12 protein-coding genes are annotated in these 14,645 nt (G+C 36.5%); 11 read left to right on the top strand and 1 reads right to left on the bottom strand.

Going from position 1 to position 14,645, the window contains the following annotated elements:
• The first annotated feature begins 32 nt into the window (after positions 1-32).
• From thiB to DYE19_RS02860, 9 genes are all read left to right on the top strand, one after another.
• Complete coding sequence (thiB, locus tag DYE19_RS02820; RefSeq protein WP_115322539.1) at positions 33-1,046, top strand: thiamine ABC transporter substrate binding subunit; 1,014 nt, start codon at positions 33-35, stop codon at positions 1,044-1,046.
• Positions 1,047-1,056: 10 nt separating this feature from the next.
• The gene (gene thiP, locus DYE19_RS02825) at positions 1,057-2,667 is read left to right on the top strand and encodes a thiamine/thiamine pyrophosphate ABC transporter permease ThiP (RefSeq protein ID WP_115322540.1); all 1,611 of its coding nucleotides are present in this window, start codon (positions 1,057-1,059) and stop codon (positions 2,665-2,667) included.
• Positions 2,660-3,316: a thiamine ABC transporter ATP-binding protein gene (gene thiQ / locus DYE19_RS02830; RefSeq protein WP_115322541.1), complete on the top strand. Its 657-nt coding sequence runs from the start codon at positions 2,660-2,662 to the stop codon at positions 3,314-3,316. The genes thiP and thiQ overlap by 8 nt, the downstream gene beginning before the upstream one ends.
• Positions 3,317-3,361: 45 nt before the next feature.
• Positions 3,362-4,375 (top strand): biotin synthase BioB, encoded by a 1,014-nt coding sequence (gene bioB, locus DYE19_RS02835; protein WP_049213963.1) that lies wholly within the window; start codon positions 3,362-3,364, stop codon positions 4,373-4,375.
• 243 nt (positions 4,376-4,618) lie between these two features.
• A complete protein-coding gene (locus DYE19_RS02840; RefSeq protein ID WP_167409466.1) occupies positions 4,619-6,883 on the top strand; it encodes a TonB-dependent hemoglobin/transferrin/lactoferrin family receptor in 2,265 nt (754 codons plus the stop codon).
• A 74-nt stretch (positions 6,884-6,957) separates the two neighbouring features.
• Positions 6,958-8,307: a PDZ domain-containing protein gene (locus DYE19_RS02845; protein WP_115322543.1), complete on the top strand. Its 1,350-nt coding sequence runs from the start codon at positions 6,958-6,960 to the stop codon at positions 8,305-8,307.
• 9 nt (positions 8,308-8,316) lie between these two features.
• Positions 8,317-9,105, top strand: coding sequence for a heme/hemin ABC transporter substrate-binding protein (locus DYE19_RS02850; protein WP_115322544.1), 789 nt, complete (start codon positions 8,317-8,319; stop codon positions 9,103-9,105).
• A gap of 26 nt (positions 9,106-9,131) precedes the next feature.
• Complete coding sequence (locus tag DYE19_RS02855; RefSeq protein WP_115322545.1) at positions 9,132-10,073, top strand: FecCD family ABC transporter permease; 942 nt, start codon at positions 9,132-9,134, stop codon at positions 10,071-10,073.
• 16 nt (positions 10,074-10,089) lie between these two features.
• Entirely contained in the window at positions 10,090-10,827 is a 738-nt protein-coding gene (locus DYE19_RS02860) for an ABC transporter ATP-binding protein (protein ID WP_115322546.1), read from the top strand.
• Between the two features lie 79 nt (positions 10,828-10,906).
• Here DYE19_RS02860 and nagE read toward each other — a convergent pair whose 3' ends face one another.
• Entirely contained in the window at positions 10,907-12,367 is a 1,461-nt protein-coding gene (gene nagE / locus DYE19_RS02865; RefSeq protein WP_049213969.1) for an N-acetylglucosamine-specific PTS transporter subunit IIBC, read from the bottom strand.
• Positions 12,368-12,674: 307 nt separating this feature from the next.
• On the opposite strand from nagE, the gene nagB reads away from it, so the two are divergent.
• Positions 12,675-13,478 (top strand): glucosamine-6-phosphate deaminase, encoded by an 804-nt coding sequence (gene nagB / locus DYE19_RS02870; protein WP_115322547.1) that lies wholly within the window; start codon positions 12,675-12,677, stop codon positions 13,476-13,478.
• Between the two features lie 11 nt (positions 13,479-13,489).
• Positions 13,490-14,626, top strand: a complete 1,137-nt coding sequence (gene nagA, locus DYE19_RS02875; protein WP_115322548.1) for an N-acetylglucosamine-6-phosphate deacetylase — start codon at positions 13,490-13,492, stop codon at positions 14,624-14,626.
• The last annotated feature ends 19 nt before the right edge of the window (positions 14,627-14,645 follow it).

Below are 14,645 nucleotides of genomic sequence, written 5' to 3' on the forward strand. Positions count from 1 at the left end.
ACTTTTTTGCTGATATCACAAGAGAGGACACAATGTCTAAATTAAAAATATCTTTTCTATTAACCGCACTTTCTGCTTTTTCTGCCACTGTATTTGCACAAAGCCAAACAGTGCAAACAGTGAATGTGTATACTTATGATTCTTTTACTTCAGAATGGGGAGCGGGTCCAAAAATCAAACTTGCTTTTGAAAAAGCTTATCCACAATGCCAAGTGAATTTCACTGCACTGAGTGATTCTGGTACCATGTTTAACCGATTACGTTTAGAAGGCAAAAAAACAAAAGCAGATGTAGTTGTTGGTTTAGATAATTATGCATTAGAAGAAGCTGAAAAGAGCGGTTTATTTGCAAAAAATAATATCGACCTATCTCAACTTTCCTTACCAATAGAATGGAAAAATCAAACATTTCTCCCTTATGATTTTGGACAATTTGCCTTTATTTATGACAAAACCAAAGTCTCAAATCCACCAAAAAGTTTAAAGGAATTAGTTGAGCGCCAAGATTTGAAAGTAATCTATCAAGATCCACGTACTAGCAGTGTTGGACGCGGTTTGTTAATTTGGATGAATAGCGTGTATCCACAAAATGAAATAGAAAATGCGTGGAAATCGTTAGCAAAACATACAGTTACTGTGGGTAAAGGTTGGTCTGATACTTATGGCGCATTTTTGAAAGATGAAGCGGATTTAGTAGTGAGCTATAGTACGTCGCCATTATATCACTTAGTATTTGAGCAGAAAGATCAGTATACAGCGACTGAATTTGCCGAAGGTGGGGTCTTACAAATCGAAACAGCTGCGAAAGTGGTTGATCGTAATAATGCTTGTGCCGATCATTTTTTAGGCTTCTTACTGCAGCCAGAAGCGCAACAACATTTAGTTACAAGTAATGTGATGCTACCTGTAATAAATGGCAAAATTGATCCGCACTTTGATGCCTTAAAAGAAAAACAATTAAAAACGAGGGTGTTAGATACTCGTAAAGTAAATGCAGAGCAGCTTAAAAACTGGATTGCTGTTTGGCAAGCAGCTTTGACGAAGTAATGCTTTTGTTATGCCTATGCGTTTTTTCCATCAGAATTTCCGCCCAACACATTATGTGGGCGGAATTTTTGTCATTACCTTTCTCTTGCTATTTTGTGGTAGTGCGTTATTTTCGCTTTGTTCTGTACAAGGGAATTACAGTTGGCAGGCGTTAATTCATGATCAGTATTTACATCACGTGTTAGCTTTTAGCTTGTGGCAAGCTTTTTTATCTGCAGTTTTATCCATCTTATTCGGTTTTCTTGTTGCGCGTGCTTTTTTTTATCAACATTTCAATGGCAAGCGGTTTATTCTTAAGCTCTTTTCGTTAACATTTGTTTTACCATCTTTAGTCGCTATTTTTGGATTACTCGGTGTGTATGGTGGCTCAGGCTGGCTAGCTAAGTTTAGCATCTTTTTAGGGAGTGATTGGACTCCCAATATTTATGGTTTAACGGGCATCTTAATCGCACATTTGTTCTTTAATATTCCGTTAGCTTGTAAAATGTTCTTGCAATGTTTACAAAGTATCCCAGTTCAACAACGCCAGTTAGCTGCTCAGTTGAATTTACGTGGTTGGCAATTTATCCGTTTGATTGAACTCCCTTATTTGCGCCAACAATTTTTTTCAGCATTTATGTTAATTTTTATGCTTTGCTTCACTAGCTTTGCAATAGTCTTAACATTAGGTGGTGGACCCAAATACACAACATTAGAAGTAGCAATCTATCAGGCTATTTTATTTGAATTTGATTTAGCTAAAGCGGCCTTATTTGCGCTATTACAATGTGTGATTTGCTTTATGTTATTTATCTTTAGTAGTTTATGGGGAAATGCCTCAACAGTAGCATTACATAGCAAAAATCATTGGCAAGATAAACAGTCAAGTGCGGTACAAATTTGGCAGGGTTGCTTAATTGTCGTCGTGACTGGATTTGTATTATTGCCATTATTTAACACTGCGGTTTCTGCTTTTTTTTCGGGTAAGTTTTTTAGTTTATGGGCTAGTGAACAACTTTGGCGTGCATTAGGTTACTCTTTTCTGATTGCACCTACTGCTGCATTGTTAGCTGTTTTGATGTCAGTCATATTATTACTCTTAGTAAGACGTTTGACTTGGTTACATTATCATCTATTCGCACAAAGTCTTCTGAATATTGGTACGATGATTTTGGCTATTCCAACACTTGTTCTAGCCATTGGCTTATTTATGTTATTACGTGAGATTGATTTTTCCACCATACACCTGTTTGCTATTGTAGTATGTTGTAATGCATTGATGGCAATGCCTTTTGTATTGCGTATTCTAGCCGTACCAATGCAGAACAACATGTTGTATTACGAAAAATTATGTGAGTCTTTGAATATTCAAGGTTGGCAACGTTTTAAATTAATTGAGTGGCAGGCGTTACGTGCGCCAATGCAGTATGCGTTTGCATTAGCTTGTACATTATCTTTAGGTGATTTTACGGCGATTGCGTTGTTTGGTAGCCAAGATTTTACCTCATTACCACATTTGCTTTATCAGCAACTTGGTCATTATCGTAGTCAAGAGGCATCAGTGACAGCTTTTATTTTATTATTACTATGCTTGTTGATCTTTGTGGTGATTGAACGACAAAAGGAAGAGACTAATGATTAAATTAGAACAAGTTCGTTTTGAATATAAAAATGTAGATTTTCTGTTTGATTTGTCTATTCCAGTACACCAAAAAGTTGCAATTGTGGGAGCAAGTGGTTCAGGTAAAAGCACTTTACTGAATTTATTAGCGGGCTTTGAGTTTGCCACACAAGGTATTATTTGGTTGAATAATGAAAATCACACACAAAGCCAGCCCCATCAACGCCCTGTATCCATGTTATTTCAAGAAAATAATTTATTTATGCATTTAACAGTGGCACAAAATATCGCTTTAGGATTAAAACCCAGTTTAAAATTGAGTACACTTGAAAACCAGCAAGTAGAACAAGTGGCAAGTGCGGTTGGCTTAGGAAAATTATTAGCGCAATCACCAAAAAATTTATCGGGTGGGCAAAAACAGCGTGTCGCATTAGCGCGTTGTTTATTGCGTGATAAACCGATTTTATTATTAGATGAGCCTTTTTCAGCCTTAGATCCCGAATTACGTGCAGAAATGCTGCACTTAATTTTAACACTATGCGATGATAAAAAATTAACCTTGTTGATGGTGACACATCAATTAAGTGAAATTCGAGATAAAGTTGATCGTATTATTCAAATTAAAAATGGTAGGATCAGTGATTTATCACTTTTAGATTCGTCGGTTTAATGGAAAATAGACCGTATTTTCACAGTATAAAAACGGAAAACAACTATGACAATGACAACATCTTTTCAAGTTAGAACCCTCACACCTCACCCATCTCTCGAGTATTGGTCGGTTTGTAAAGTCGAAGCATTATTTGAAACGCCTTTCTTGGATTTAGTCTATCGTGCTGCACAAGTGCATCGTGAAAACTTTAATCCAAAAGCTATTCAGCTATCTACCTTAATGTCAATTAAAACAGGCGGTTGTCCAGAGGATTGTGGCTACTGTCCACAGTCTGCTCGTTATCAAACTGGCGTACAAAATCAACAATTATTAGAGATTGATGAAATTGTTGAGAAAGCAAAAATTGCGAAAGCACGTGGAGCAGGGCGTTTTTGTATGGGGGCTGCGTGGCGTGGTCCAAAACCAAAAGATGTGGCAAAAATTACTGAAATTATTAAGGCAGTAAAAGCATTAGGTTTAGAAACCTGTGGGACATTTGGTTTGTTACAAGACGGCATGGCAGAAGATTTGAAAGCAGCAGGGTTAGATTACTACAACCATAATTTAGATACTGCGCCAGAGCATTATCATAATGTGATTGGTACACGTCAGTTTGATGATCGTATTAACACTTTAGGTAAAGTTCGCAAAGCAGGCTTAAAAGTATGCTGCGGTGGGATTGTTGGGATGAATGAAACACGCAAAGAACGTGCAGGTTTAATTGCAAGCCTTGCCAACTTAGATCCACAGCCTGAATCTGTGCCAATAAATCAATTAGTCAAAGTCGAAGGTACACCATTAGCAGAAGCAGCAGAATTAGATTGGACAGAATTTGTGCGAACTATTGCTGTTGCACGGATTACGATGCCGAAAAGCTATGTGCGTTTATCAGCAGGGCGCCAAGGGATGTCTGAAGAAATGCAAGCGATGTGTTTTATGGCTGGTGCGAATTCTATTTTCTATGGTGATAAGTTATTAGTAACGGGGAATCCAGAGGAAGATGGTGATCAATTATTAATGGCTAAATTGGATCTGGAACCAGAAACAGAAGAAAATCGCTATCGTTCAGAAACATGATTAAGCTAAGGCTTATTTGAACTAAATAAGATTATTACACTTAAAATCTACACTTTATTTATCTAGAAAATAAAAAAGTGTAGATTTTTTTATATTTAAAACAAAATGTCCAGAGAATAATAAGAGATTGGAGCAGTTCATTTTAAAAACAAATCTATGGCGTATTTCGTTCAAAATACATACTTTTAATATATAATGATAATTGTTATCATTTAGTTAAATAAAAGTATGGATATGTTAATTATGCAAATCAAACCACGTTATATCGCGCAATTTGTTTCTCTTACATTGACAGGAGCTGCATTTGCACAATCACCTCAACCTGTTGAACTCATGCCTATTATTGTGTCATCACAAACAGCGGATAGTACTTATGTCACGCATACGCAATCTACGGTTACTCAAGAACAATTAAAACGGACTGGGGCACAAAATATTGAAGATATTGTTAAATATGATCCTAGTGTGGATGTCGATACTGACAATATGCGTATGGGACATAATGGATATAATATTCGTGGGATTCGTCATCAACGAATTCAAATGAATATTGATGGTATACCTTTAGCTGAGCCTTTTGAGGATGCTGGTCCACGTGTAGGTCGTAATATTTCTGCAAAACTTGGCGTGGATGTGGTTGAGCCTGAAACTTTACGACAAGTGGATATCGATAAATCAGGTAATTCTGCTTTATATGGTAATGGTGCATTAGGGGGCAGTATTAATATGATGACTTACAATCCAAGTGATTTTGTACATACTGATAAGCCATTTCATGCAGGATTAAAGTATGGTTATCGTAGTACTTATAATGCTCATACTAAAACTGCAACATTAGCTGGACATTCTCAGTTTGTTGAGGGCTTATTAATGCTTACTCATCGTGATAGCAAAGAGCTCGAAAACTTTGCAGAAAATGATGTGAATGGTGATAACAAAACGGTCGCAAATGATCAAGTAATAAGAGGGAAAAATGTTTTGGCAAAATTAAACTTTAGCCACAATGTTCATCGCCTCGAATTCACGTTTGAACACTATGAGCGTCGAGTTAATACACAACGTGAAGAATTGTTAAAAACGACTTCACGTCCACTAAGACAGCAAGCACCAAATTCTCCTCCTATTATTAGAACAGATAAAATTTCAACAGCGACTTCTTTAGATAAATTTACTCGTGAACGTATGGGATTCATTTATCGTTATTTACCTGAAAATCACTGGCTAGACGAAATAAATTTCCAAGGTTATTCCCAACGTTTAAAAATTCATGATACGACCTATCAATATTCTGAAAGCTTCGCTTCTAATGGAAATAAATTAAATGAGACAACAAAAAATAATAACCGACTAGCACATACGATCTATGGAGTGAAGTCTGAGTTAAAAACAGATTTTGAAACAGGAACAGTGAGTCATCGTTTATCTAACAGTATTGAGTTTAGACGAGATGAATTAGACCGTGTAAGAGCAGAGGATTATCAAATCCAGTCTAGAAACCCATCAATACAAAATACACAATTTCGTTTATTTCCAAAAACAGTGACTAAAAATTATAGTTTAAGCTTACAGGATCAAATGACTTTTACAAATGATGTGGCGTTAAATATTGCTTTACGCTATCAATACGAAGAACGTCGTTTTAAAGGAAGCCATTTAGACACTACACCAAATCAAGATAAAGCGGCGGTGAATAAAAAATTAACTTATAGCACTTTATCACCAAGCGTACGTTTACATATTCCACTTTCTGAAAATTTAGCATTATTAGCAGGTTATGCTTATGCCAAGAAATTACCGAATCCACAATATATTGGTGTCGGTGCTGAAATGAATATGGGACCTCAAGGAAAATATAAAATTAATCCAAATCCGAATTTAAAACCTGAAGAAGCAAATAGTTTTGATCTTGGTTTGCTTTATAGCACGGATACGTTCAAAGCACGTTTAAATACTTATTATAACCAATACAAAAATTTCCTCAGTCCAGAGCAAGTATTACCACCTTGCCAAGGCTGTTTGAGAGAAGTGTACTATAGCAATAAAGGTAGGGTGAAAACCTATGGTGCTGAGTTGTTTACGGCATGGCAATTTACAAATAATTGGTCATTCACTAATACAGTAGCTTGGATGAAAGGTTATGCCTTAACGCCGAAAAAGCCATTAACTACAGCTCACCCTTTGAATGGTGTTATCGGAGTGGAATACGCGCAAGATACATGGGGTGTTGGTACAAAATTCCGCTGGTCTGATAAAAAACGTAAGGCAGGTACTTATATCGATAAAGGTGTTGAATATTCTTACTTTAAAGCACCTGGCTATGGTGTATGGGATCTAACAGCTTATTATCAACCAGTGAAACAAATTGAAATTCGTGCAGGTGTGTTCAATTTATTTGATAAAAAATATTGGACATTTGGCGATGTTGTTGAGACACCTAACAATAGTATGATTGATCGCTATACTCAACCAGGACGTAATTATGCTGTTAATGTGGAATTAAAATTCTAAACTGAACTGAACGTGCGGTGTATATCTGCCAAATTTTAGCAAAAGCACCGCACTTTTTATGTAAAGAGGAAAAAATGAGTAAGCAATTACTTAAAATCTGTGGGTTATTATTGCTACTGAGTCAAATGGTGCTCGCACAAGGTGAATTTAAACACTTTGAGTATAAAAGTGATGATGGACAAGTCCGTCCTTATATTTTGTATATCCCTAAAAATCTTGAGCAAAGTAAAAAACATCCTTTAATCGTATATTTACATGGTGCAGTGTCTGCTACGACGTTACGTATTAACCCACTAGAGTCCGCACAAAAATCGCCGTTCGTAAAATTAGCAGATGAAGGTGGCTATTATGTTTTATTCCCTTATGGACAAAAAGGCGCTACTTGGTTTGATACTAATGGTGTGAATATGGTGTTAGCTGAAATTAATAAAGTGAAAAAAGATTTTCCGATTAATGAAGATAAAATCTTTTTAAGTGGTTTCTCTGATGGGGGATCAGGAACATTGTATTTTGCAGCTACACAATCTTCATTGTTTGCTGGATTCATTCCGCTAAATGGTTCATTAGCTGTTGCTGCTGCAATTGGTGAGTCCCCTGTGTATTTAGAAAATTTAAATCATAAGCCATTGTATATCGTTAATACGCAATCTGACATGCTTTATCCTGTACGCTTAATGCAGCCAACGATTGATAAAATTAAAGAATATCATACAGATGTGATATTCCGTACTCCCGAAGGTAATCATGATATGAGTTATTTTCCAACGATCTCATCAGAGTTGAGAGCCTTTATTGATACACACCAACGCCATCCTATTGCTGTAATTTCCTTTGAAAGTGCGGACGATTTTTCTAATCAATTTGCTTGGTTGAAGATCACCAAAAGACATTCTGAAGCTATTGCAAAGGAATGGCATACACCTTATCAGCTTAAAATGCGAAATGACAAAGCTTCGTTTGGTATGGTTTTAGATGCTAGTTATAGTGGGAAAGGAATGAGGGTCTCCTCTTTTAGTAAAAAAGGCAGTGTAGCAGAAAAAATGGGCGTTCAGATAGGAGATATTATTCTGAAAATGGAAGATATTGAACTCGATCATCGCTATGCGGCGTTTAATTATCTCTCGACAAAAAAAGCAGGGGATACAACCTCAATGACTGTTGAAAGAAATGGTCAGCAGTTGACATTAAGTGGGCGCTTTCCTGAAGGATATGAATACCAAGTTTTTGAGAAACAACCTGTTTCAGCTAAAGTGAAAGCAAAAATTATCGAGGAACAATTACATATTGATACTTCTCGTGTTGCCGAACTACAAATCGACTTTTCTCAGCTCCCCTTTAATCGACGCTCAATGATCGAATTAAAATTGAATGGAAAGATTCAACAAATAAAACCAGAAAATATACAAACATTTATTATTCAATAGGACTATATTATGAAAAAAATAATTACACTTTGTTTATTATTAGCAATTCAACCATTTGCGTATGGTCAACGTATTGTCGCGTTAACGCCAGATACAGCAGATATTATTGTTGCTTTAGAAAGTGCTGAACAGCTGGTTGGGCGTGATCAGACTAGTATGAATCCTGCAATTAAGCAAGTCGCTAGTATTGGTATTCATCGAAAACTAACTATTGAACCAATTTTAGAAACAAAACCTGATTTAGTATTAGGCTCTTATATGGCGATGCCTGTGACAATTTTTGATAGCTTAAATCAATTAGGGGTTAAAACAGTGAATGTATTACCACGTGATCATATTGAAGAATTTAGCCAAGCTATTCGTGAAGTAGGTAAACTGATCGCTAAATCTGAGCAGGCAGATAAATTAGCCAAGACTTGGGATAACGGGATTCAACCTTTACCACATACTGGAAAACGTTATTTGTTAACTTATGATGGACGTGTTGTTGCAGGGAAAAATACTGCAGCAGATGAATTAATTCGACGTGCAGGTGGTGTAAATGCGGCGGTCGATGTTGAAGGTATTAAGCCGCTTAATCGTGAAGCTTGGTTAATTGCACAACCTGATATCATTATTGTTGCAGAACATCAAAAAGATGTAATTGGTGGTATTGAGAAACTCCTAGAGCGCCCAGAAATTGCAAATAGTCCTGCAGCTAAGTCAGGTAATATTCATTTCTGGTCAGCAAATGATTATTTACGCTATGGTTTAAATACACCAGAAGTGTTGCAACGTTTACACAAGTTAGCAAAATAAGTTGTGTATAAAGCTGATGTAGTGATATGAAAAAGCGAGCTTTATTTTTAGCCTGTATTGTAACCAGCTTGTTTATTTGGCTTTCAATTGGTGTGGGATTTGGTGGTTGGCAGTTACCTAACACGCTTTCTTCAGTCGTCTTTGATATTCGCCTACCTCGAGTGATTAATGCACTAGTAGTAGGTGCAGCATTAGCAGCGGCAGGTGCTGGTTTACAAGCACTTTTTGAAAATCCATTGGCAGATCCTAGCTTAATTGGTACTTCTGGAGGGGCTGCTTTAGGCGTGATTAGTGTTTTAGCCTTTGGAATAACTGGAATAGGCGTTCCCCTTGCCGCCTTTTTGGGGGCATTAGTCGTGTGCTTATTAATTTTATTTGCACATCATTTATTTGGTGGTGGCACACTTGGCTTACTCATTATGGGGTTTATTTTGAGTGCCTTTTGTTCAGCAGTAGTAGGATTAATCCTTTTTTTATCTGATGATTTAGTGTTGCGTAGTGCGACTATTTGGTTGGCTGGTAGTTTATCAGAGGCGGGATTTACACCAATTTATTATCCCCTAGTAGCTATGATCATTGGCTTAATTTGGCTTACGACTTTAGGTCGTCAGCTTGATTGTTTAATGTTAGGCGAAGAAACAGCATATAGTATGGGTGTCTCCGTATCTCATGTACGCTTACAAACAGTGATTGCATCTGCTTTATTAACAGGCGCAGCTGTTTCTTTATCTGGGATTATTGGTTTTTTAGGTATGATGATTCCGAATATTTTGGCAGCAACAATAGGGGGACATCGTCGAAAACTCATTTTGCTCTCTGCTTGGGTTGGCGCAATCTTTTTATTATCTGTTGACAGTACATCACGTCTTATGACTTATCCAGTGGATTTACCAGTAGGCATTGTTATCGCTTTATTAGGTGGACCTTTCTTTTTCTGGGTCTTTATCCAATCAACTCGTCGTATATAGCGGAGTGTAATTATTCATGTCGTTTCTTTTTGAATTGCAGCCTTTAGTGATTGAAGTTAATGAGCGAGTTATTTTACAAACAGAACAGTTATTAATCCCAAAAGGAAAACATACCGCAATTATTGGTCCTAATGGTGCTGGAAAATCGACACTACTAAAAGCTCTTTTAGGTTATTTTAATGCACAGGTTACAATGGATGGAAAACCGGTTATTGAACAAATTCGAGCAGGAAAAATGGCTCTAGTGGTTCAAAATGGGCGCTATGGTATACCATTGACAGTGGACGAATATGTGAAACTTGGACAAACGAATCTAACATTTTTTTCTCATCAAAAAGTGAATGAAACTAAATTAACTTTCTTACTCGAACAGTTTGAGTTAAAAGCGTTACGGTATAAACGAGTTAATATGCTATCGGGTGGGGAACAACAACGTGTCAATATTGTACGAGCACTTATGCAAAATGCACCAGTCATTTTATTAGATGAACCTTGTAATCATTTAGATATTCATCATCAACAAAGTTTAATGCATTTTTTAAAGCAGCATAAATCTGAGTTTAATGTTGTGATGGTATTACATGATTTAGATTTAGCCGCAAGTTATGCAGATCATGTTATTTTAATGCAGCAAGGTAAGATTATTGCACAAGGTGCAGTAGAAGACGTTATGCAAAGTTCACGTTTAAGTGCGGTCTATCGCTGGAGAATTTTGCAAAAACGAGACGAGTGTGGGATGTTTTTTCGTGTATAGGAGCCTATGGTGTTCCTTTGTATATAAAAAACACACTCGCGATTGAGTGTGTTTTTAGTTAATGATAAAACTATGAATATTAGTTTTTAACTTGTTGTTTTATCGCATCAGCAACTAATTCAGCTTCTGGTCCTAAAATAACCTGTAAACCATTATCACCTAATTTCACATTACCTTTTGATCCAAGTGCTTTTAATTGTTCTTCATTGATTTTGTTACGATCATTTAAAGTCAAGCGTAAACGGGTGATACAAGCATCAATAGTTTGGAAATTATCTTTACCACCTAATGCAACAATAAAGTTAGCCGCACGTTCTTCGCGAGATGCATCTTTTTTCACTTCAACTGAAACTTCATCTTCTTCACGACCTGGTGTTTTGAGATTAAATGCTTTGATTGCAGCACGGAAGATGACATAGTAAATGACTGCAAAGACAATACCTTGTACTAGTAGCATATACCATTGTGTTGCGAGCGGGTTTTGCGAAGATAGTACCATATCCACGAAGCCCGCACTAAAACCAAAGCCCGCCATCCATTGCATAGATGCTGCAATGAAGACAGATAAACCAGTTAGTAAAGCATGGATGACATAAAGTACTGGTGCCACAAACATAAAGGCAAACTCTAATGGCTCAGTTACACCAGTGAAGAATGAAGCTAATGAAGCAGCAATCATTAATGATGCAACTTGTGCTTTTTTCGCGGGTTTAGCACTATGATAAATTGCTAACGCAGCTGCTGGTAAACCGAACATCATAACAGGGAAGAAACCTGCTTGATACATACCAGTCACGCCAAGTACTGCTGTACCATTGGCAAGTGATTGTGCTCCACCTAAGAAGTTAGGGATATCATTGATACCAGCAACGTTGAACCAGAACACTGAATTTAGAGCATGATGTAAGCCAACAGGAATTAATAAACGGTTTAAGAAACCATAGATCCCTGCACCAGTTGCACCAATATCCGTGATAGATTTACCAAAACCAACTAAACCATTAAAAATGATTGGCCATAAGTACATTAGGATGAAAGAAATAATAATCATGACAACAGAAGTCACGATTGGAACTAAGCGTTTGCCGCTAAAGAACGCTAATGCAGGTGGTAATTCAACTTGATAGAAACGGTTATATAATTCTGCTGAAATAACCCCAACTAAAATACCAATAAATTGGTTATTGATTTTACCAAATGCAGCGGGTACTTGATCTGCTGCAATACCTTGTAATTGCGCGACAGCACCTGGTGAAAGTAAGGTTGTTACAACTAAAAAACCAACTAAACCTGATAATGCTGCTGAACCATGTTTATCTTTAGACATCCCAAAAGCGACACCCACAGCAAATAAAATTGCCATGTTATCAATAATGGCAGCACCAGATTTGATCAAAAATGCAGCAAGTTGGCTTTCGCCACCCCAGCCATTCGGATCTATCCAGTAACCAATCCCCATTAAAATAGCAGCTGCTGGCAATGCAGCAACAGGAACCATTAATGCCTGCCCAATTCTTTGTAAGTAACTTAGCACACTCATAGGAACTCCTTTTTATTTTTTATTTCAATTTTATTGAGAAATATCGTAAACGTTTTCTCAATTGCTTCTAACTATATGCTGATAATTTTCTATTGCAAATTAAAACTGTTATTTTTGTGATTTTCATCACTAAATCTCTGAGAGAGAAGAGTTTTCATTAGCTATTTAGAATAACTTATTTTATAATGCAAAAAAATAAAAACTCCATATTTTGATAGAAATTGATGGCATTTAATCAATTTTTTTAAGTATAGTAGTTATAATCTTTGTTAATCGTTTATTTTACATACAAAAGAGGTGACAAATTATGCGTTTAATTCCATTACAAAATGCTGACCAGGTAGCAAAATGGTCTGCTCGTTATATTGTCGATCGTATTAATCAATTCAAGCCAACAGAAGAACGTCCATTCGTATTAGGTTTACCGACAGGCGGGACGCCATTAAAAACCTATCAGGAGCTGATTGCTTTAAATAAAGCTGGTAAGGTGAGCTTTAAACATGTGGTGACATTTAATATGGATGAATATGTTGGTTTGCCGAAAGAGCATCCTGAAAGTTATCATTCATTCATGTATAGAAACTTTTTTGATCATATTGATATTCAAGAAAAAAATATCAATATTTTAAATGGTAACACAGATGATCATGATGCAGAATGTCAGCGCTATGAAGATAAGATTAAGTCTTATGGAAAAATTCATTTATTTATGGGAGGTGTTGGAGTTGATGGTCATATTGCTTTCAATGAACCTGCATCTTCTTTATCCTCTCGTACACGTATAAAAACGCTTACAGAAGATACGCTGATTGCGAACTCACGTTTCTTTGAGAATGATGTAAACAAGGTGCCAAAATACTCTTTGACCATCGGTGTTGGGACATTGCTAGATGCTGAGGAAGTGATGATTTTGGTAACAGGGTATAATAAAGCACTTGCATTACAAGCCGCAGTAGAAGGGAGCATTAATCACTTATGGACAGTAAGTGCCTTACAAATGCACCGTCGTGCGATTATTGTTTGTGATGAGCCTTCAACACAAGAATTGAAAGTGAAAACAGTAAAATACTTTACTGAATTAGAAGCGCGAGCAATCCATAGCGTAAGATAAGGAGAGTAAGAATGTATGCTTTTGTAAATGCAGTAATCTACACTGCAAAAGAAGTACTTTATGGTCAAGCCGTTGTTGTCGATGGCGATAAAATTAGCGCGATTATGCCTGTTGAGCAATTGCCAGCAGATATGAAAACAATCGATTTACAAGGTAATAATCTGACAGCTGGTTTTATTGATTTACAGTTAAATGGCTGTGGTGGCGTGATGTTTAATGAAGATATTAGCGTTAAAACTTTAGAAATCATGCAAGAAACTAACTTAAAATCGGGTACAACAAGTTATCTACCAACTTTTATTACTTCACCTGATGAAGGAATGAAAGAAGCCGTTAAAGTAATGCGTGAATATTTGTCTAAATATCAAAATCAAGCATTGGGATTACACCTTGAAGGCCCTTATTTGAGTGTAGAGAAAAAAGGTGTTCATCGTGAAGAATATATTCGAGCTATTAGCCCTGAAATGAAAGCGTTTTTATGTGAAAATGCAGATGTCATTACGAAAATAACCCTTGCAGCAGAAAATCCAACCGCTCAATATATTCCTGAGTTTGTAGATAAAGGTATTATTATTTCTTTAGGACATTCAAATGCTACTTATGAGGTCGCTAAACAGGCAATTGAAAAAGGGGTAAGCTTTGCTACGCATTTACATAATGCTATGTCGCCAATCAGCTCAGGACGCGCTATGGGTGTGGTTGGTGCAGTATTAGATTCAGATATTTATACAGGTATCATCATTGATGGTTTACATGTTGATTATGGTAATATCCGAATTGATAAAAAAGTAAAAGGCAATAAGCTTTGTATTGTTACAGATGCAACAGCAGCAGCTGGGGCTGATATCGAATCCTTTGTTTTTGTTGGTAAAACTGTTTATGTCCGTGATGGTAAGTGTTATGACGAAAATGGTACTTTAGGTGGTGCCGCAATAACAATGATTGAATCTGTGAAAAATGCAGTACAAGAAGTGGGTATTCCACTAGATGAGACATTGCGTATGTGCAACTATTATCCCGCTAAGGCAATTAAAGTTGATGAGTACCTCGGCTCAATTGAAGTTGGAAAAGTTGCTAATTTAACCGCATTTACACATGATTTTAAAGTATTAGGTACTGCGGTAAATGGTGAATGGAAAGCCCATTAAACTATGAGTTTACTTTAGA

This window comes from Pasteurella canis, from assembly GCF_900454865.1.
GTDB lineage: Bacteria > Pseudomonadota > Gammaproteobacteria > Enterobacterales > Pasteurellaceae > Pasteurella > Pasteurella canis.

Excerpts from the sequence above, each read along its gene's own strand:
- thiB (WP_115322539.1), top strand. The coding sequence starts at position 33 with ATGTCTAAATTAAAAATATCTTTTCTATTAACCGCACTTTCTGCTTTT.
- thiP (WP_115322540.1), top strand. The coding sequence starts at position 1,057 with ATGCCTATGCGTTTTTTCCATCAGAATTTCCGCCCAACACATTATGTG.
- thiQ (WP_115322541.1), top strand. The coding sequence starts at position 2,660 with ATGATTAAATTAGAACAAGTTCGTTTTGAATATAAAAATGTAGATTTT.
- bioB (WP_049213963.1), top strand. The coding sequence starts at position 3,362 with ATGACAATGACAACATCTTTTCAAGTTAGAACCCTCACACCTCACCCA.
- DYE19_RS02840 (WP_167409466.1), top strand. The coding sequence starts at position 4,619 with ATGCAAATCAAACCACGTTATATCGCGCAATTTGTTTCTCTTACATTG.
- DYE19_RS02845 (WP_115322543.1), top strand. The coding sequence starts at position 6,958 with ATGAGTAAGCAATTACTTAAAATCTGTGGGTTATTATTGCTACTGAGT.
- DYE19_RS02850 (WP_115322544.1), top strand. The coding sequence starts at position 8,317 with ATGAAAAAAATAATTACACTTTGTTTATTATTAGCAATTCAACCATTT.
- DYE19_RS02855 (WP_115322545.1), top strand. The coding sequence starts at position 9,132 with ATGAAAAAGCGAGCTTTATTTTTAGCCTGTATTGTAACCAGCTTGTTT.
- DYE19_RS02860 (WP_115322546.1), top strand. The coding sequence starts at position 10,090 with ATGTCGTTTCTTTTTGAATTGCAGCCTTTAGTGATTGAAGTTAATGAG.
- nagE (WP_049213969.1), bottom strand. The coding sequence starts at position 12,367 with ATGAGTGTGCTAAGTTACTTACAAAGAATTGGGCAGGCATTAATGGTT.
- nagB (WP_115322547.1), top strand. The coding sequence starts at position 12,675 with ATGCGTTTAATTCCATTACAAAATGCTGACCAGGTAGCAAAATGGTCT.
- nagA (WP_115322548.1), top strand. The coding sequence starts at position 13,490 with ATGTATGCTTTTGTAAATGCAGTAATCTACACTGCAAAAGAAGTACTT.